The following is a 19,945-nucleotide window of genomic DNA, read 5'->3' on the forward strand; positions in this document are numbered from 1 at the left end:
ACGAGAGCAGCGAACGAGAGCGGCCTGGCAAAGGGGCTGGCCGAGAGGCGCGAAGGGCTTCGCTAAGCAGGGGATGCTCGGAGCAGCGGGTAGACCGCCTCGGTGATATAGGGGCCGCCCCCGACGGAAGCGCGCGCCGACATGAGCACGAAATGATCGACAGGGAAGGTGATGGACCGGGGTGCGCTGCGGGTCGAGAGATAATCCGCCACATCGAGCGGCGAAGCGTCGCGCAGCCGCGCCAAAGTCACGTGGGGGGTGAATTTTCGCGTTTCGGGATCGAGGCCGGCGCGCCGGCAGCGCCTTTCAAGGTCTGCCTGCAGTTCCATCAGGGGGGCGGCCGGCGCGGCGCGCGCGATGATGGCGCGGGGCCGGGCGCCGCCAAAGCTGTCGAGGCCCTCGATGGTGACATCGAACGGGCGGCGGTGGATTTCCGCCAATGTCTCGTCGATGTCGCGCGCCATCGCATCGTCGATATCGCCGATGAAGCGCAAGGTGAGGTGGTAGTCGTTCGGTTCCATCCAGCGCGCGCCCGGCAGCCCGCCGCGCAGAAGTGACAGCGCGCCGGCGACATCCTCCGGGATGGAGAGGGCGGAAAACAAGCGCGGCATGGTCATCTCCTCAAATCTACAGCTGCCGGCAGAACGCCTCCCGGCGCTCTGCTGCCCGTGGACATGAACCCTGATGCCGCTAGGGGCAGGGGTTCTGATGCAGCAGATGGATATCGTTGATCTGCTGTTCGATTTCCTCCGTGAGCGCGAGGTCGATGGCGTCGATATTGGTCTTCAGTTGGTCGAGGTTGCTGGCGCCGACAATGGCGGCGGTCACGAAAGGCCGCGACAGCACGAAGGCGAGCGCCATTTGCGCGGGATCGAGGCCGGTTGTGGCGGCGAGGGCGAGATAGGCATCAAAGGCTGGCTGCGCGCCGGGGGTCTCGTAGCGTTGCAGCCGGTTGTAGAGCTGCTTGCGGCTGCCCTTTGGCAATGCGCCGTTCTGATACTTGCCGGTGAGGTAGCCCTGTCCTAGGGGGGAATAGGCGAGGAGGCCCGTGTTCTCGCGCAGCGCGATCTCGGCGAGGCCGAGCTCGAAGGTGCGATTGACGAGTGAATAGGCATTCTGGATCGACTGCACACGTGGCTTGCCAGCCGTCTCGGCTGCGTGGAGGAAGCTCATGGTGCCCCATGGAGTCTCGTTGGAGAGACCAATGAAGCGCACCTTGCCGGCTTTGACGATGTCGTCGAGGGCGTCGAGAATCTCAGGGATCGGGTTTTCCGGACCCTCGACGGCCTTGAAGATGGTGGCGTTGGAGCCGAAACGGCTGACGGCGCGATCCGGCCAGTGCAGCTGGTAGAGGTCAATGTAGTCCGTCTTCAGGCGTTTGAGGCTCTTGTCGACCGCCTCGTGGATCTGGGCGCGGTTGAGCTCACCGGGCAGGCCGCCTTCCCGAAACCAGGTGTTGGGCGTACGCCCGACAATCTTGGTGGCGAGGACGATCTTGTCGCGCTGGCCGCGCTCCATCAACCAGTCCCCGACGATGCGCTCGGTGGAGCCTTGCGTCTCCGGCTTCGGCGGCACCGAATAAAGCTCGGCGGTATCGAAGAAATTGATGCCGCGCTCGACGGCATGATCCATCTGGGCGAAGCCTTCGGCCTTCGTGTTCTGATCACCGAAGGTCATCGTGCCGAGGCAGATGCGGCTGACGTCGAGGCCGGTGCGGCCGAGTTTTGTGTAGCGCATGGAGGGACAGTGTCCGCGTGTCGTGGGTCTTGGTGTGGAAGGACCGAGGGCTTGCCGCCGTCAGCTTTTGGGGAGAGAGGCGATGAACTGTTCGACCGTCGGCAGTATCGCGGCTGCGATGCGCCGCACGCCTTCGGCCGTCGGATGGAGCCCATCAGGAAGGTTGAGCGAACTGTTGCCGGCAACGCCGTCGAGAAAAAACGGATAAAGTGTCACGCCATGCGTCTTGGCAAGCTCCGGATAGATGGCGTTGAAGCGCTGGACGTAGTCGGCGCCAAGATTGGGAGCAGCCTGCATGCCGGCCAGCAAGACGGGAATATTGCGCTCCTTCAGCCGCTTAATGATGCTGTCGAGCGTGGCTTTCGTCACCGCGGGATCGACGCCGCGCAGCATATCATTGGCGCCAAGTTCCAGGATCACGCCTTGTGTGTCTTCGGGGATCGACCAGTCGAGCCGGGCAAGGCCGGCCGACGCGGTATCGCCTGAGACGCCGGCATTGACCAGTTCCACCTTGATGCCTTTTTCCGCCAGCATCGCCTGCAAAACGTTTGGAAAGGCCTGGCTGGCCGACAAGCCGTAACCCGCGACGAGGCTGTCTCCGAAAACCACGATCTTCGGCGTTTCAGCGGCGCGGGCGGGGAGAAGCATCAGGGGCACCGACAGCGTGAGCGCGAGGGACAGGGTCATCAGGTGCGTTGTCACACCGCGAAAGTGGAAAGCAAGGTGAGACAAACATTGGATCACGGCGCGATCTCTCCCATATGACGTTGGCTGTCCGGATGGCGGCGGGTTGTTCGGAGGTATCGATCCTGCGCATCCTGTGCCCACCGCGCCTGTTTCACAGGAGTGGCTCGCGATGGCGAGCCAATGGCGGGCCACACCAGATCGATGGATTGTGATGATGGCCACATGGGCCTTTGCTGTAAGGCGGACAAAGGTAGCGTGACCGGATGGGCAGAAGCGGAGCAAAGGGTATGGAACCTACGGTGGAAGCAGATCAGCGCACTGTTCACAACGGTCTCCAGGACAGGCTGACGTCTTCCGCTTCGCAGCCCAGAATGGGACAGACTTTGCCGCAAGGACAACTTCAGGCCAATGCCGCCGCGGCGGCTACACCCACCGATATGGCTATCCAGCTCGCGGACGTCCATCTCAGTCTCGGTCATGCAGCGGCTCGCGTCCACATCCTGAAGGGCATATCACTGGCCGTGCGTCCCGGCGAGGCCATCGGTCTGGTTGGCCCTTCCGGTTCCGGCAAGTCAACGCTCCTGATGACGCTGGCGGGCCTTGAACGCGCGGATAAAGGCTCGGTCATGGTCGCGGGCCAGGAGCTCGGAAGCCTTGATGAAGATGCGTTGGCGCGCTTCCGGGGGCGCAATATCGGTATCGTTTTCCAGTCATTCCATCTTGTGCCCACCATGACGGCGCTGGAGAATGTCGCCCTGCCGATCGAACTGGCCGGTGGGCGCGATGCTTTCGAGCGGGCCGCGGCCTCTCTCGAGCGCGTGGGGCTCGGCCATCGCCTCAGCCATTATCCGTCCCAGTTGTCCGGCGGCGAGCAGCAGCGTGTTGCCATCGCCCGGGCGACCGTCGGCCATCCGCCCATCCTGGTGGCGGACGAGCCCACGGGCAATCTCGACGAGGCGACGGGGAGTAGCATTGTTGAGCTGCTGTTTGAGCTGAAGCGCGATCGCCATGCGACGCTCGTGCTCGTGACCCATGATCCGAGCCTGGCGGCTCGCTGTGATCGCGTCGTGCATCTCCGGTCCGGTCTGGTCGAGGCCGACCATGCATCCACCAACCATTGAGGGACGACCCCGTGCCGGGATTCGTTGCTGATCGATCCGGCTGGGCCGGCCTCATCCTCGTCGTCAGGCTGGCGTTCAGGGAGATGCGCGGCGGCCTGCGCGGCTTCGGGATTTTCCTGGCCTGCGTGGCACTTGGTGTTGCCGCCATCGCGGCTGTGGGCTCCGTCGGGCGCAGCCTCACGGATGGCTTGGCCTCCCAGGGCCGGCTCATTCTCGGCGGTGACCTCAGCTACTCGCTGGTTCAACGGGAGGCGACGGAGAGCGAGCAAGCCTTTCTTGCCGCGCGGGGCGACCTGTCGAGCGTGGCGACGCTTCGCGCGATGGTTGTCGCGGGCGACAAGGGCTCCGCACTGGTCGAGGTCAAGGCCGTCGATCATCGCTATCCCTCGCTGGGAACGCTTGAGACCGACCCGCCGCTGGCACGTGACGCGCTCGGCGTGACAGACGGGGCCTATGGCGCCTTCGCCGACCCCGTGCTGCTGGCGCGTCTCGGCCTGAAGACGGGTGACCGGGTGACACTGGGGCACCTGCCGGTGGTCCTCAAGGCGGCCATCATCACCGAGCCCGACAAGGTGGTGGCCGGGGTGGGCTTCGGTCCACGCCTCATGATTTCGCAGGAGGCGCTGAAGGCCTCCGGGCTTCTCCAGCCGGGAAGCCTCGTCCGCTGGACCTATCGCCTCGTGCTGCCACCGGGCGCCGACGATGACGCGGCGCTGGCGACGATCCAGAGCGCCGTGAAACAGGCTTTTCCCGATACCGGATGGGAGATACGCAGCCGTCTTGAGGCCGCGCCGCGCCTGGCCCGCGAGATCGAGCGCTTTACTCAGTTTCTGACCCTCGTCGGACTGACGGCCCTGCTCGTTGGTGGTGTCGGCGTTGCGAATGCGGTCAATGCCTTCGTCGACCGCAAGCGGCCCTCGATCGCCACGCTGAAGAGCATCGGCGCGCCTGGCGGGCAGGTCGTGGCTATCTACCTTATCCAGGTCATGCTGATGGCGTTCATCGGCGTCGCTATCGGCATGGCGTTGGGGGCGACGGTGCCCTTCCTGCTCTCGACAGTGGGACGCACGCTCATTCCGCTGCCGTTGGAACCGAGCTTCGCGCCGCTGGAACTGGCGCTCGCCGCCCTCTACGGGCTGCTGACCGCTTTCGTCTTCGCGCTGTTGCCGCTCGGCCGCGCCCATGACGTGCCCGTGACGGCTCTCTTCCGCTCGGCCGTGCAGCTCGACCGGCGCCTGCCGCGTCGTCGGTATCTCGTTGCGCTGGCGCTTGCCATCACCGCCCTGGTCACCGTCGCCGTGGTCTTTTCGTACGACCGCTGGCTCGCGCTGATGTTCGTGGCCGCCGCGGCCGCCGTCTTCCTGCTGCTGCGGCTGGTGGCGAGTGGCCTCATGCGCATCGCCAGCGCGTTGCCACGGGTGCAACGGCCGGCGATGCGGCTCGCCATCGCCAATATCCACCGCCCGGCGGCGCCGACGCCGTCTCTGGTATTGTCCCTGGGGCTCGGGATCACGCTGATCGTCACCCTCGCCCTCATCGAGACAAATCTGCGCAACCAGCTCACCGGCAGCCTGCCCGCGCAGGCGCCGAGCTTCTTCTTCCTTGACGTACCGGGCAACCAGGCGGAGGAGTTTCGCGCATTTCTGGCAAGCGAGGCGCCCAACGCCAAGATCGACCAGGTGCCGATGATGCGTGGGCGCCTGTTGACGTTGAAGGGCGAGCCCGCTGAGGGATACAAGGCGCCGGAGGACGTGCAGTGGGTGCTCGACGGCGACCGCGGCATCACGTATTCCGCTACTGTCCCGGAGAATTCCAGCGTCGTTGCCGGGCAATGGTGGCCGGCCGACTATGCCGGGCCGCCGCTCGTGTCCTTTGAAAGCGAGGTCGCGGAAAAGCTCCGTCTCGGCATCGGGGATGTCATCACGGTCAACGTGCTCGGCCGCCGGATCGAGGCGCGGATTGCCAATCTGCGCAAGCTGGAATGGCGTTCGCTCGGCATCAATTTCGTGATGGTCTTCACCCCGAATACCTTCGCGGGCGCGCCTCACACCGACCTCGCGACGCTGAGCTGGCCAAGGGGGGAGATCGCCGACAACGGGCTGATCACACGGGAGGCAGCGCTGCTGCGCAAGGCCGCGGAAACCTTTCCCGTCGTGACGAGTGTGCGTGTGCGTGACGCTTTGCAGGCTGTCGACGATATGGTGTCGCAGCTGGCGCTTGCCGTGCGGGCGGCGGCTTCAATCGCCCTTGCGGCGAGCGTCCTTGTCCTGGCGGGCGCCATGGCGGCGTCGCATCAGGCGCGGCTCTACGATGCGGTGGTGCTGAAGACCATCGGCGCAACCCGCTCGCATCTCCTGACGGCCTATATAATCGAGTATGGGGTGATTGCCCTGTCTACAGCCATCTTCGGTTTCATTGCGGGCTCCATCGCCGGATGGGTTATAATAACCCGCGTCATGAGGCTGAGTTTCGACTTGTCGCCAATGAGCGCGATATTGGCCGCGCTGATTGCAGTTGTGGTTGCCGTAGGGATCGGGCTTGCCGGAACATGGAGAATACTTGGCCAGAAGCCCGCGCCTTATTTGAGGGATCTTTAGCAAAAGGTGCTTCCGGGCTGGCGTTTCGCCGCCTCTAATCTTTACGAAACGTTCATGTTGGGACGTATGTCTTGCGGCAGCGCGCGGAATGAGCGAGCAGCCCTTGTATCGCGGGCGGCGATGTTCCATATTTCGTCTGCTGCCAATATGTCGCAGCATAACGCTTTTCGGAGTTTCGAGAGGGAATCATGTCGGATCTGAACCGCAACACCTACGCCTACGGCAGCGGTGTCGCCCGGGCCGGAACCGCAGAGCTCGACCAGGGTCTGCGGGCCTTCATGCTCGGTGTCTACAACAACATGGTTCTGGGCCTGGCCATCACGGGTCTGGCCGCGCTTGGAACCTCTATGGCGGCCGTCACCACTGACCCGGCTGCCGCCGCCGGTCAGTTCAGCAACGGCCTGATGCTCACGAGCTTCGGCGTCGCGATGTTCGGCTCGCCCCTGAAGTGGGTGGTGATCTTCGCCCCGCTGGCGCTGGTCTTCTTCCTGAGCTTCCGCATCGCGCGGCTTCAGCCCGCCACGGCGCGTCTGCTGTTCTTTGCCTACGCGGCGCTGGTCGGCCTGTCGCTGTCGTCGATCTTCCTCGTCTACACCCACGCGTCGATCACGCGGGTGTTCTTCATCACCGCGGCGACCTTCGGCGCACTCAGCCTCTATGGCTACACGACGAAGCGTAACCTGTCGGCGATGGGTTCGTTCCTGATCATGGGCCTGTTCGGCGTCATCATCGCCTCGCTGGTCAACATCTTCCTGGCGTCGAGCGCCCTGCAGTTCGCCATCTCGGTGGCTGGTGTGCTGGTCTTCGCCGGTCTGACCGCCTGGGATACCCAGCGGATCAAGGAGATGTACTACGAGATGGACGACAGCGCCTCGGCGGCCCGCAAGTCGGTGCTGGGCGCGCTGATGCTCTATCTGGACTTCATCAACATGTTCGTCATGCTGATGCAGCTCTTCGGCCAGCAGCGCAGCAGCTGATAAGGCTGTAGGATAAACGAAGAGCCCCGGTTTGCGCCGGGGCTTTTTTATTGGCGGCGTTCGTTCGATCCCCGCTCAATAGGTCGCAGACATCGGGGCATGTTTTGACGATCATCATCGATGCCGTCCTGGTTCATCGACTTGTCGCCGAGCAGTTCCCTGATTTGGCACATCTGTCGATATCGCCGGTCGTGCCGGGCGGGTGGGACAACCGCACCTTCCGTCTGGGCGAGAACATGCTCGTGCGCTTGCCGAGCGCTGGTCGTTATGTCGCGCAGGTCGCGAAAGAGCATCGCTGGCTCCCCGCGCTGACGCCCCATCTACCGTTGCCCATTCCGGTCCCCGTGGCCAATGGCCAGCCAGGCCAGGGATATCCCTGGCCCTGGTCCATCTATCGCTGGCTTCCCGGCAATCCCGTGGCGCGTGAACCGCAGGCCGATCTCAATCGCGTGGCATGCTCGCTCGCCGATTTTCTGAGCGCGCTGCATCGGATAGATACCCGTGATGGCCCACCGCCCGGAGACCATAATTTTCATCGCGGCGGCCAGCTCGCGGTGTATGCGGGGGAGGTTCAGGCGGCGCTGGCGGTCCTTGGAGAAACAGCTGAAACCGGTGTTCTCAGGGATGTGTGGGCCAATGCGCTCGCATCGCAATGGGAGCGCCCGCCGGTCTGGGTCCATGGGGACGTATCAGGTGGCAACCTGTTGGTTCGCGATGGCGATCTCAGCGCTGTCATCGATTTCGGCAGTTCCGCGGTGGGCGACCCGGCGTGTGATCTCGTGATCGCATGGACGCTGTTTTCGGGCGACAGCCGTGCGACTTTTCGAGCAGCGCTTTCCCTCGATGATAAGACGTGGAGCCGCGCCCGAGGCTGGGCGCTATGGAAAGCCCTGATCACAGTTACCGCGCCTGACATCGCTCGGGATGGGGCCGAGGCGTCATGGCGGCTTATTGGCGACGTATCGGCCGACCACCGGCAATGCCATCAGACGTAAGGCCCGTCAGCCCACCACCCGCAGGGAGGACCGGTCGAGAACGCTGATCACGCGGGCGAGGTCGTGGCCGCGTTTGAGGATGAGGCCCGAAGCCGTGATGACGCTGTAAGCACCCTGTCGGCGCGCCAGCCTCGGGTCCTTCTCGATGCGATACATCGGCACCTCCGATGTCCGCCGGAAGACGGAGAAGACAGCGCGCTCCTTCAGGCAATCGATTGCGTAGTCACGCCATTCGCCGGCCGCGACCTTCCGGCCGTAGAGATTGAGGATCTCCCGGAGCTCCAGCCGGTCGAACGACACAACGGGCGGTAAGCTCGGCTGGGCAGCAGCAGGCGGAAGCGCGTTTGACGGGGCGAAGGGAGAAGATCGGTTTTGTGCTGCCGCGAAGGGAAGGACGGATCGGCTCGATGACCGGCCTGGCGATGGTTCGCTGTCCGCCGCCGTTGTGATCGCCTCGATGCGATACGCTGACGGCGCGGACAGGTTTGGCTCGATGTCCGAGCTGCCCTCCTCGCTCATTCCGTTACCCTGTTCCTGCCTTCCGCGGCCGGCGAACGCCAACTCACTGAAGCGGCGGCCACGGCGGCCGCCGTACCGAGGGCGCGACAAAACCTCGCCCTATCGCCTTTCATGATGGGGCGCGTCGCGTTGTCATGCAAGCGTCATGAGCTGCACGCTAACGGCGCGCTATGTCAGCCGTGCTGAGTGGCGGCGTTTGATAAATCGCAAAATCCACATTTCCGCCGCAGAGAGGCCCAGCGGCGGCCCAACTGCCCGGCGATAAAGTCCATGTTGCCTTGGTGGCTCGGCATCTCCTGGTGCCGGAATACGTCAGCCCCCCAGCCCCCCGGTGTCAGGGGAATGCCGGGCCACTTGGCAACGCGTAACGAGTATCTGACTTCAAAAAGGCCGGCGTTGAACGCCGGCCTTTTCTTTTGTGCGGTGCGAGCCCTGGAGCCACCGGCGCTGCGACGACAGCGGTGCTGCAAGCGCGATTCCTCGCAGCCCTGGCACTGGCCTCGCGCGCGGGTAAGCGCGAAAGAGAACCGCGGTTTGTAGCATTCGCCTTCCTTTCGGGGATCTCTCCGGTTGCCATTGAGGCACAAGCGGTTAAGGCTACTACGCGCCAGTAACGGGCGGATAAAAAGCGTCAGCCGCGATCGGCAGCTGAGCACCCTGAGGAAGGCGTCCACATTGATCGTGACCGCGAGCATCGAAACGGGAACTCACCGTCGCACCTGACAATTCGAGAGGCGAGACGATGACCGCCCGGTGAGCCTTCGGTTCGCATGGTGGTTTTCTTGAGCGGCCTATACGGCTCAGGTCATGATTGGTGCACATCCCTCGGCTAGCCTGTTTCAGGAGGCCTGCGGGACACCGCAGCAGCACGAGCAGCATATTGGGAGTTTGGGTATGACGTCGGCGAAGCCGGATCTAGTGAAGCCCCATAATCATGAGCGAGCCGCCACGTCGGGAGTGTCTCCAGGGCTTCTTGATTCGCAGGGAATTCGTTCCTACGGCGAGGTCTCCGGTGATCAGGGGGACAGGGAAAAGGTGCATCTGATCGCGTCCATCGACGCGGTGTTGCATGAACGCGCGCCCTCGGTTCCCAAGGGGTTCGCCGCCAAGCTCTTTGGGGCGACGGCGACCGAGGACCTCGAGCGCTATGCGCCGGATGAGGTGGCGGCACTCGCGGCCGATGCCTTTGCCCATCTCGCTGAACCCCGGCGACGCGGCGACCCGCCGATCGTCAAGCTGATCGATCGCGACATCAACGGCGATGGTCAGCAGCGTCAGATCACGCTGCTCGAAGTCGTCAACGACAATATGGCGTTTCTGCTCGATTCCACCCTCGCGGCGCTGATCGCCCAGGGCTTCGAGGCGGAGCTCGCGCTGGTCGCGCATCCGATCATCGCCGTGGAGCGCGACGGGGACGGCCGTCTTGCCAGGATCATTCCTGACGCGGAAGCCGGCGGCACCGTTCCGCGCGAGAGCCTCATCCATATCCATCTCGATCGTATAGACGATGACGCCGTGCGCGCGGCCCTCGTCGCGGAGTTGTCGCGGACCTATGCGGAGGTCCGGCAGGCGACCGACGATTGGACAACGATGCGTGAACGCCTGCGCGGAGCGATCGATGTCGTCAGGGCATCGCCCGCGAGCATGCCGGCGGAGGCGGTCGAGGAAGCCGGGGATTTCCTCTCGTGGCTCGCGGATGGCAATTTCACCATTCTCGGCATCCGTGAATACAGCTTCGCGGGTGGCGACACGAGCGCCGACCTCGTCGAAGGTTCGGGCCTTGGCATCCTGCGGGATCCCTCAGTTCGGATCTTGCGGCGCGGGCGGGACATGGTCGTCATGACACCGGAAATGCGGGCTTTCCTTGCTGAGCCCGTGCCGCTGATCGTCACCAAGGCCAATGTCAAGTCGCGTGTCCATCGCCGGGCCTATCTCGACTATATCGGCGTGAAGCTGTTCTCGGGGGATGGCCGGCTGGAAGGCGAGCTGCGCATCGTCGGCCTCTTCACCGCCGATGCCTATACGGGCACGACGCGGGATGTCCCCTATCTTCGGCACAAGGTGGCGCAGGTCATCGCCCGCGCCGGCTTCGATCCGGCGAGTTATTCCGGCCGCGCGCTGCTCTACGTGCTGGAGGACTATCCGCGCGACGAGCTGTTCCAGGTGGATGTCGAGACGTTGTATCGCTTCTGCCTGGAAATCCTGAAACTGACCGAACGGCCGCGCGTGCGCGTGCTAGCTCGCCGGGACGCTTTCGACCGCTTCGTCTCCGTCCTCGTCTATATTCCGAAGGACCGTTACGACACCGAGGTCCGGCGGCGTGTCGGCGAGTTTCTGGCGCGCACTTTCGACGGCCATGTCTCCGCCGCCTATCCGGCCTATCCCGAGGGGCCGTTGTCACGCACGCATTTCATCATCGGCCATCACGAGGGCAAGATCCCGGCGATCGGGCAGGAGGCGCTCGAAGCCGGCGTGCGTGCCATCGTGCGGACGTGGCGGGACGCGCTCGGCGAATTGCTCGATGCGGCGATCGGAGGCCGGCGCGGTCGCGTGCTCGCGGAGCGTTACGGCGATGCCTTCGGGGCGGCCTATCGCGAATTCTACAGCGGCGATGCCGTTCTCACGGATATCAATATCCTCGAGCAGTTGAGCGCCGAGCGGCCTTGGGCGGTGGATATCTACCGCCGCGAGGGCGAGGATGACACCAGCGCCAATCTCAAGGTGTTCTCGCGGGGGCGGCCGATGCCCCTGTCCGAGCGGGTGCCCTTGCTCGAGAACCTCGGTTTCCGTGTCGTGAACGAGCGCACCCACCGCATCTTTCCCGCGGGGGCGAGCGATGACGCGCGGGTCTGGCTGCACGACATGCGGCTCGAGCGCGCCGCCGGCGGGGTCATCGATGTGGACGCGCTGCAGCCAGCCATCGAAGCGGCCTTGATGGCGCTGTTCCGGGACCTGGCGGAATCGGATGGCTTCAACGCCCTGGTTCTGGAAGCCGGGCTTGGCTGGCGTGACGTGGCGCTTTTGCGCTCGCTCGCCATCTATCTGCGCCAGATCGGCGTGCATTTCAGCATGGGCTATCTCGCGGGCGCCGTGACACGCCACGCCGCCATCGCGAAAGAGATCGTCGCGCTGTTCTATGCCCGCTTCGACCCACGCTTGGACGAAGCCACGCGGCTGGCGCGTCAGGCCGAAATCCACACCCGTATCGAGGAACTTCTGCAGGGCGTGGCGAGCCTCGACGACGACCGCATTCTTCGGCGTTTCGTCAATCTCATCGACGCGGCGATCCGCACCAACTTTTTCCAGCTGGACGGTGACGGCAATCCACGACGTACCATTGCCGTCAAATATGCCTGCGCGAAGGTGGACGGCTTGCCGATGCCGAAGCCTCTCTACGAGATCTTCGTGCATTCGCCGCGGGTGGACGGCGTGCATATGCGCTTCGGCAAGGTGGCGCGCGGCGGATTGCGCTGGTCCGACCGGGCGCAGGATTTCCGCACCGAGGTGCTTGGCCTCGTCAAGGCACAGCAGGTGAAGAACGCGGTCATCGTGCCTGTCGGCGCGAAAGGCGGGTTCCTGCCGAAGCGCTTGCCGGCCCCCGGCGACCGGCAGGCCTTCATGGCCGAGGGCACAGAGGCCTATCGAATCTTCGTGTCGTCAATGCTGGACATCACCGACAATCGCGAGGGCGAGGCCATCGTCCATCCGCCGCTGACGGTTCGCTATGACGATGATGATCCCTATCTGGTCGTTGCCGCCGACAAGGGCACGGCCACCTTCTCGGACCTCGCCAACAGCATCTCGGCTGATCATGGCTTCTGGCTCGGCGATGCCTTCGCCTCCGGTGGCAGCCACGGTTACGACCACAAGAAGATGGGCATTACCGCGCGTGGTGGCTGGGAAGCCGTGAAGAGGCACTTCCGGGAGCTCGACGTTGATATCCAGTCGACGCCGGTGACGGTGGCGGGCGTCGGCGACATGTCGGGGGATGTCTTCGGCAATGGCATGCTACTGTCGGAGCAGCTGAAGCTCGTGGCCGCCTTCGACCATCGCGACATCTTCCTCGATCCGAACCCGGATCCCGCTGTGGGCTACGCGGAACGGCAGCGGCTCTTTGCGCTGCCGCGATCGAGCTGGCAGGACTACGACACCGCGCTGATTTCGGACGGCGGTGGGGTCTTCTCGCGCGCCGCCAAATCCATTCCGCTGTCGCCGGCTGCGCAGGCCGCGATCGGCCTCACGCAAGATCACGCCTCGCCCCAGGAGGTGATGTCAGCCATCCTCAAGGCCCCTGTCGATCTCCTGTGGTTCGGCGGCATCGGCACCTATATCCGCGCCAGTGAGGAGACCGATGCCGAGGCGGGCGATCGCAACAACGACGCCATACGCATCACGGGTCAGTCCGTCCGCGCGAAGGTGATCGGCGAGGGTGCCAACCTGGGCATGACCCAACGCGGGCGTATCGAGGCGGCGGAGGCCGGCGTTCGCCTCAACACCGACGCCATCGACAATTCGGCAGGCGTCAATTCCTCCGACGTCGAGGTGAACATCAAGATCGCGCTGGCACCCCCGGTGAAGGAGGGGCGGCTTGATGAAGCCGGCCGTGACAGCCTGCTTGTCGAGATGACGGACGAGGTCGCCCGGCTCGTCCTGACGAACAACTATCTGCAGACACTCGCTATTTCGCTCGCTGAGCGGCGCGGGACCGAGGAGCTCGGCTTTGCCCGTCGCCTCATGCGTGTGCTGGAGGCGGAAGGACGTCTTGATCGCGCGGTGGAATTCCTGCCGGACGACGCGACGCTCGCCCAGCGCCAGCAGCGCGGTGAAAACCTGACGCGGCCGGAGATCGCGGTCATCCTCGCCTATGCCAAGCTCGCGCTCTACGACGCGATCCTCGAAAGCCCGGTACCGGATGACCCGTATCTTGCGGGCGAACTGATGCGGTATATGCCGAAGCCTTTGCGGGAGCGGTTCCCGGACGCGGTGACGGCGCATCGCCTGCGACGGGAGATCATTGCGACGCAGCTTGCCAATGCCATCATCAATCGCGGCGGGCCGACGATTGTCACGCGCCTCGCGGATGAGACGGGGGCTGATGCGCCAACGATCGCCGCTGCCTACGCGGCGGTCCGGGACGCCTATGGGCTGATCGAGCTGAATGCGGGCATTGACGCGCTCGATGAGCGCATCGGCCATTCCGCCGACGACATCAATGCGGCCATGCAGCTTGATCTCTATGCGGGCTTGCAGGACCTTCTCGTCGATGGGCTCTCCTGGTTCATCCGCAACGCGGATTTCCAGGCCGAGGGAATCCAGAAGATCGTCGCGCGCTACCGTCGCGGCATCGCGACTGTCGAGGCGGCCTTGCCGGCCGCGCTGTCCGCGGATGTCCGCGAGGGGCTCGAAGCGCGAAGCACGAGCCTGGAGGAGGCCGGGATCCCCGCGCCGCTGGCACGGCGGCTTGCCGCCTTGTCGGAGCTGGGCGCCGCGCCGGACATCGTGCGTATTTCCCAGGCGAGTGATCGCGATGCCGACGAAGTGGCCGCGATCCACTTCGCGGTGGAGAGCAGCTTCCGTCTCCGAGAGCTCGCGGCCGCGGCGCGCGGGCTGCCGGTGACCGACTACTACGACCGGCTTGCGCTCGGCCGTGCGCTCGGCGGCATCGCCAGCGCGCATCGCCGCCTGACAACGGCCATCGTCGCGACCGGGGCGCCCGCGCGGGATGCCGCCGCGGCCCGCGAGGCCGTGCGCCTCTGGGCGGAAGCGCGGGGCGGCGAGGTGGAGCGCATCCGTTCGACCGTAGAAAGCATCGCGGGTTCTGGGCTGACGCTGTCGCGCCTGACGGTCGCGGCGGGCCTCGTAGGGGATCTGGTGAAGTCATGACGCAGCGACCGTGCCAACCCGTCGACCCACCGGAATTCGGCCCGGCGTTTCGCAAGCAGCTGGAGGAGCTCCTCGCATGGCGGCGGGACGTGCGCCGCTTCACCGGCGCGCCCATGCAGGAGGGCATGCTGCGGCATCTCATCGATCTCGCCGTGATGGCTCCCTCTGTCGGGAACAGCCAGCCGTGGCGCTTCGTGGAGGTCGTCACCCCGGCGCGGCGGCAGGCCATCATCGCCGAATTCGAGCGTTGCAATGCCGAGGCATTGAAGAGCTATACGGGTGATCGCGCGTCATCCTATGCCACGCTGAAACTTGCGGGCCTGCGCGATGCGCCGGCCCATATCGCGGTCTTCAACGAAGACAAGCCACTGGCGGGATATGGCCTTGGCCGGCGGACCATGCCGGAGACGCTCCATTATTCCACCCTGATGGCGATTCATACGCTATGGCTTGCGGCCCGCGCCGAGGGGCTTGGCATGGGGTGGGTCTCCATCCTCGACCCCGAACGCGTCAAGGCAGCCCTTGACGTGCCGCCCACATGGTCGTTTATCGCCTATCTATGCATCGGCGAGCCCTGTGAAGAACATCTCGATCCGGAGCTCGTCCGCCACGGCTGGCAGGAGACCTTGCCGATCGAAGCCGTTCTTCACAGCCGCTGACCCTGCAAGGCCCCCTTGTCATCACTCCATCAGCGGCATAAGTCGCTTCCCGCAGAGCCGGTGGCGCCAGGGTATCCGCCCAAGCGCGCGGTCGTCGCCTGGATCTTCTTTGACTGGGCCACGCAGCCGTTCTTCACGTTGATCACCACCTTCGTGTTCGCGCCTTATTTCGCGGCGCGCCTCGCGTCCGATCCCGTGAGCGGGCAAAGCCTCTGGGGCTACGCGACGGGCGTTGCCGGGCTCGCGATCGCGCTGACGTCGCCGTTCCTCGGCGCGGTCGCGGACACGACAGGCCCCAAGAAGCCCTGGATCGTTGTCTTCGGCCTGCTGCTGGCCGTTGGCTCGGCGGCCTTGTGGTGGGCAGCCCCTGGCGTGCCGGGGGCGGTCGCGCTGGCGCTCGTCGCCTTTGCCGTTGCGACGATCGGCGCTGAATTCGCCACGGTCTTCAACAATTCCATGATGCCGCATCTGGTGCCGCCTGAGCGCATCGGCCGGCTGTCCGGCGCCGGCTGGGCGACGGGCTATGTGGGTGGATTGATCTCGCTGGCCCTGACGCTGGCCCTCTTCGCGGCGTCGCCTGACACCGGCCGGACGCTGGCCGGGCTCACACCACTCTTCGGGCTTGATCCCGCGACCTTTGCCGGTGATCGGCTGGTGGGTCCCCTGACGGCCCTGTGGTTCATCGTCTTCGTGATCCCCATGCTGCTTCTGACGCCGGATGTGAAGCCCAGCGGGATCCCGCTCAAGGTCGCCATGCGCGCGGGCTTCAACGCCTTGACGGAAACCGTGCGCCAGGCAAAGAGCCTCGGCGATATCGGCCGCTTCCTCCTCGCCAATATGATCTATCAGGACGGCCTTGTGGCGCTGTTTGCCTTCGGCGGGATTTACGCCGCCGGCGTGTTCGGCTGGGGCATGATCGAGATTGGCGTCTTCGGAATTCTGTTGACCTTGACCGGGACGATCGGCGCCTTCATCGGCGGGCGCCTCGATGATGCCATCGGCGGCAAGCGGGTCATCCTCGGGGCATTGACCATCCTCGTCCTGTGCTGCCTCGGTATACTCTCGCTCGGACGGGACCATATCCTGTTCGTCTGGCCGACAGGTCCCATGATCCCGGGGGCGGGGCTTTATGCCCACCTGCCGGAAAAGGTCTATGTCGCGCTCGGTCTCGCCATCGGCCTCGTCGCGGGGCCGCTGCAGGCCTCCTCACGCAGCCTGCTCGTCCGTCTCGCGCCACCTGGGCAGGCCGGGCAGTTCTTCGGCCTCTTCGCGCTGTCGGGCAAGGTGACCTCCTTCCTGGGGCCGACACTCGTCGCCACCGCCACCTATCTGTTCCAGAGCCAGGCCGCCGGTCTCGCCGTTCTCATCGGCTTCTTCGGTCTCGGCGGCCTCCTGATCGCCGGCGTTCGCGCACGCTGAGTGGCGGGGGGCCGCCTCGGCTTCGACCGAGCGTGGCCACCGGAAAAGATCAGGGGCTTCAATCGAGGCTCGATATGCGATCGGTCGTCGCGCTCAAGGCTGCCAGGGCGCGTCGTCGGTTTCGGCTTCCGCGGCGGCCACGCCGTCAAGTGTCGCCATGACAGCCCGCAGCACCTCACGCACGCCGGCGCCTGAGGCGGCCGAGATCACGTAGGGCGTGCGCTTGGAGGCCCGTTTCAGCCGCGCGACCTGATCCTTGCGGGTCTCGTCATCAAGCGAGTCGGCTTTCGTCAGTACTACGATCTCGGGCTTGTCGCTCAATCCGTGGCCATAGGCCTCAAGCTCCGCGCGCACGGTCTTATAGGCCTTGCCCGCGTGCTCGCCGGTGCCGTCGACGAGATGGAGCAGGACCCGGCAACGCTCGACATGGCCGAGGAAGCGGTCGCCCAGGCCATGTCCCTCGTGGGCGCCCTCGATGAGGCCGGGGATGTCCGCCAGCACAAATTCCCGGCCATCCACGCCGACCACGCCGAGGCCCGGATGCAGCGTCGTGAAGGGATAATCGGCGATCTTAGGCTTTGCGGCGCTGACCGCGGCGAGAAATGTGGACTTGCCGGCATTGGGCAGGCCGACGAGGCCGGCATCGGCGATAAGCTTCAGCCGAAGCCAGATCCACATCTCGGTGCCGGTCTGGCCGGGATTGGCGTGGCGCGGGGCCTGGTTGGTGGACGACTTGAAATAGGCGTTGCCGAACCCGCCATTGCCGCCGCGCGCCAGAACGACCCGCTGGCCGACCTCGGTCATGTCGGCGAGCAGGGTCTCGCCATCCTCCGTATAGATCTCGGTGCCTTGGGGAACCTTGAGCACCACATCGTCACCGCGCGGGCCGTTGCGGTTCTTGCCCATGCCGTGCATGCCCGGCCGGGCCTTGAAATGCTGCTGGTAGCGATAGTCGATCAACGTGTTGAGCCCGTCGGTGCACTCCACGATGACATCGCCGCCGCGACCGCCGTCACCGCCGTTTGGGCCGCCAAATTCGATGAATTTTTCGCGCCGGAAGGAGACGCATCCCGCGCCACCATCACCAGAGCGCACATAGACCTTGGCTTGATCGAGAAACTTCATGGCACCACTCCCGCCCACCGCGGGACGAGCCTTGTTCCTACAGGAGGTTGGTGAAGGCTGCAACGTGTCGTGGCCTCTCAAGATGCGCGCTGCGTGTGCGCAGAACGCAAATTCACGCGTGAACTGCCAGGTTTTCAGCGCAGTCCGCGTGTCAATCCATGACAAGAGCGAATAACGCATTCGGTGCTGATGTGAGGAATGAAATGAGTATAGCGAATAATATTCCGACTGGAAACCGTGCGATAGACGGGCTTATTCATCAATATAAATGGTCATCAAATATTATAACTTATAGCTTTCCAAGTTCCTTGTCGGACTATGGAGATAATTATCCAATTGATTATATTGCCGATTTCAAAGGGGTTGCTAAAGGCGTCAAAGAAAAGGCTCGTGAATTTTTCAGAGAGATTGAGAAGGTAATCAACGTAAAATTTTATGAGTACGAGGCCGATCCGGGCCGGGCCATCATTCGTATCGCGCAAAGTCGCGTAAAAAATCCCTGCGCCTATTTACCAGATACTCATCATTGCGCCGGCGATGTCTGGCTTCCAATCACGGATGACTATTGCGAACTCAACGAGGGCGGCTTCGAGCACCACGCAATACGTCACGAAATTGGTCATGCCTTGGGTTTGAAGCATCCTCATGATTCCGGCGCCTTCGGGACGCTTCCGCAGGAACAAGACAGCTCCCGTTTTACAGTCATGAGCTATAATACTTACCGCGACTATTGGAGCTTGGGCTGCAGCCGAGGCGAACATCCCCAGAGCTTCATGCCGCTGGATGTGCTGGCGCTTCAAGCACTCTATGGTCCACCGGCCCTGTCGCCAAACTCCGGGATCGATAGTTTATATTCATGGGATCCTTTGAAGGGCCACAGTTTCCGCGACGGTCAATATCGCAAGAAAGCGTCGGGCGACTATGTCTTCGAGACAATTGTTGATGACGGCGGATGGGACACTTTCGATTTCTCGAACTTTACGCGGGATCTGAATATCGACCTTCGACCAGGAGGGGCGAGCCACGTCATGCCACGCTTCTTGAAGTACGGCGAGACCGCCGAGCAGATGGTTGTCTGCACGCCGATGTCACCTCGGGATGACCCCCGCTTCTTCATCGAGGCCGCAATCGGAGGGGCCGGGAACGACGCGATGAAGGGCAATTGCGGTCCCAATCATCTTCGCGGCGGAGGAGGTCATGATCGCATCAATGGATACGCCGGGGATGACAGGCTTGAGGGCGACGATGGAGATGACGTGCTTTGGGGCGGTCGCGGAGATGACTTCATGGCGGGAGGAACGGGACGAAACCTTTTCTATATTACTCCCGGCGATGGGCATGACGTGATCGAGGATTTCAAGCGAGGTTCGGGTAATGTCATCGATCTCAGGCGCTTCGGCATAACAGCACCGGAGGATGTGAAGATGCTGGACACTCCGGCCTTTGGCGGCTCCGTGACACTGCATCTTGTTGCTTTCAACGGAGAGGGTGAAGCCAAACTCACCTTGATCGGCATGACAGTACAGGAGGTCCGCGCGGATCCAGCGATGTTCCTGTTCTGATGGGCGGTTTACGTTCACCCCGCGTTGCGCATGCTGCGGAGAAGCCGTCGAACCAGACGCTCTTCCGCTCAACGCACATGCGAAGACCCGGCCGTCGTGTGTGACGGCCGGGTTATTTGTTTCATGCCGCCATGGCGCTTTCACGCCAACGGGTACGACCGAGCATCGTGTCGGAATGGGCGCGATGACGGCCCAGGGCCTGCGATTCGAGCAGTCCCTCACCGACCACCACAAAGCCCAGCTTCTCCTGGACGCGCAACGATGCCTCGTTGTCACTGAATGCCCCGGACGTAAGGTGCACGTCCGATGAGCCAGCGAAGAAGCCCGCCACATAGGCAGCGGCGGTCTCGGTGGCCAATCCCTTGCCCCAGTGGGGCTCAGCGAGCCAGTAACCGAGATTCATCGCGCCGTGGCGTGGTCTGATCGACATAACGCCCGCCGGCGTACCATCGACAACCACCGTATGGTGCCAACTGATGCCCGCGCGCGTCTGGGCTTCAGCCCTTGAGGCAAAATCCTCGACCCCGGCGAGCGGAAGAGGCCATGGCACACGGCTTAGCTGGCGCACGACGCCCCACGTCATCGCCGCGTGCAGCGCTTTTGCGTCCCCGGCGACGATGGGGCGGAGAAGAGCGCGTTGAGTCTCTATCGCATTGTCCAGCAT

Annotated in this window: 14 protein-coding genes; 8 read left to right on the forward strand and 6 right to left on the reverse strand. The window is 64.0% G+C overall.

Features of this window, described 5'->3' with window-relative positions; all coding sequences use genetic code 11:
• Positions 1-62 precede the first annotated feature (62 nt).
• The 3 genes from thpR to KIO74_RS16130 all read right to left on the reverse strand — a co-directional run bounded on the left by thpR (position 63) and on the right by KIO74_RS16130 (position 2,424).
• A complete protein-coding gene (gene thpR, locus KIO74_RS16120) occupies positions 63-611 on the reverse strand; it encodes an RNA 2',3'-cyclic phosphodiesterase (RefSeq protein WP_213332831.1) in 549 nt (182 codons plus the stop codon).
• A 79-nt stretch (positions 612-690) separates the two neighbouring features.
• Positions 691-1,737: an aldo/keto reductase gene (locus KIO74_RS16125; protein ID WP_213332832.1), complete on the reverse strand. Its 1,047-nt coding sequence runs from the start codon at positions 1,735-1,737 to the stop codon at positions 691-693.
• A 60-nt stretch (positions 1,738-1,797) separates the two neighbouring features.
• Positions 1,798-2,424, reverse strand: a complete 627-nt coding sequence (locus KIO74_RS16130) for an arylesterase (protein WP_213332833.1) — start codon at positions 2,422-2,424, stop codon at positions 1,798-1,800.
• Positions 2,425-2,861: 437 nt separating this feature from the next.
• On the opposite strand from KIO74_RS16130, the gene KIO74_RS16135 reads away from it, so the two are divergent.
• The 4 genes from KIO74_RS16135 (at position 2,862) to KIO74_RS16150 (ending at position 8,114) form a co-directional block, all read left to right on the forward strand.
• Positions 2,862-3,545, forward strand: a complete 684-nt coding sequence (locus KIO74_RS16135; protein ID WP_249731336.1) for an ABC transporter ATP-binding protein — start codon at positions 2,862-2,864, stop codon at positions 3,543-3,545.
• Between the two features lie 11 nt (positions 3,546-3,556).
• Entirely contained in the window at positions 3,557-6,142 is a 2,586-nt protein-coding gene (locus tag KIO74_RS16140) for an ABC transporter permease (protein WP_291980008.1), read from the forward strand.
• 188 nt (positions 6,143-6,330) lie between these two features.
• Positions 6,331-7,119 (forward strand): Bax inhibitor-1/YccA family protein, encoded by a 789-nt coding sequence (locus KIO74_RS16145; RefSeq protein WP_213332834.1) that lies wholly within the window; start codon positions 6,331-6,333, stop codon positions 7,117-7,119.
• A gap of 104 nt (positions 7,120-7,223) precedes the next feature.
• A complete protein-coding gene (locus KIO74_RS16150) occupies positions 7,224-8,114 on the forward strand; it encodes an aminoglycoside phosphotransferase family protein (RefSeq protein ID WP_213332835.1) in 891 nt (296 codons plus the stop codon).
• 6 nt (positions 8,115-8,120) lie between these two features.
• On the opposite strand, the gene KIO74_RS31815 is transcribed toward KIO74_RS16150, so the two are convergent.
• Complete coding sequence (locus tag KIO74_RS31815; RefSeq protein WP_291980012.1) at positions 8,121-8,564, reverse strand: DUF2794 domain-containing protein; 444 nt, start codon at positions 8,562-8,564, stop codon at positions 8,121-8,123.
• 963 nt (positions 8,565-9,527) lie between these two features.
• Between KIO74_RS31815 and KIO74_RS16160 the strand changes: the two genes are divergently transcribed.
• Genes KIO74_RS16160 through KIO74_RS16170 form a run of 3 tightly spaced genes read left to right on the forward strand, consistent with a single transcriptional unit; the run spans position 9,528 to position 16,594 of the window.
• Entirely contained in the window at positions 9,528-14,516 is a 4,989-nt protein-coding gene (locus KIO74_RS16160; protein WP_213332836.1) for an NAD-glutamate dehydrogenase, read from the forward strand.
• Complete coding sequence (gene bluB / locus KIO74_RS16165) at positions 14,513-15,175, forward strand: 5,6-dimethylbenzimidazole synthase (RefSeq protein ID WP_213332837.1); 663 nt, start codon at positions 14,513-14,515, stop codon at positions 15,173-15,175. Before KIO74_RS16160 ends, bluB begins: the two co-directional genes overlap by 4 nt.
• A gap of 15 nt (positions 15,176-15,190) precedes the next feature.
• On the forward strand, positions 15,191-16,594 hold the full coding sequence (locus KIO74_RS16170; RefSeq protein WP_213332838.1) for an MFS transporter: 1,404 nt from the start codon (positions 15,191-15,193) through the stop codon (positions 16,592-16,594).
• 93 nt (positions 16,595-16,687) lie between these two features.
• Here the strand turns inward: KIO74_RS16170 and obgE are convergent, their stop codons facing one another.
• Positions 16,688-17,719 carry a GTPase ObgE gene (gene obgE, locus KIO74_RS16175; protein ID WP_213332839.1) on the reverse strand — a complete coding sequence of 344 codons (1,032 nt, stop codon included), beginning with the start codon at positions 17,717-17,719 and terminating at the stop codon, positions 16,688-16,690.
• Between the two features lie 158 nt (positions 17,720-17,877).
• Between obgE and KIO74_RS16180 the strand changes: the two genes are divergently transcribed.
• The gene (locus tag KIO74_RS16180) at positions 17,878-19,281 is read left to right on the forward strand and encodes a M10 family metallopeptidase (RefSeq protein WP_213332840.1); all 1,404 of its coding nucleotides are present in this window, start codon (positions 17,878-17,880) and stop codon (positions 19,279-19,281) included.
• Between the two features lie 121 nt (positions 19,282-19,402).
• Here the strand turns inward: KIO74_RS16180 and KIO74_RS16185 are convergent, their stop codons facing one another.
• Positions 19,403-19,945 (reverse strand): GNAT family N-acetyltransferase, encoded by a 543-nt coding sequence (locus tag KIO74_RS16185; protein WP_213332841.1) that lies wholly within the window; start codon positions 19,943-19,945, stop codon positions 19,403-19,405.

The sequence above is a fragment of the Chelatococcus sp. HY11 genome (assembly GCF_018398335.1).
Lineage (GTDB): Bacteria > Pseudomonadota > Alphaproteobacteria > Rhizobiales > Beijerinckiaceae > Chelatococcus.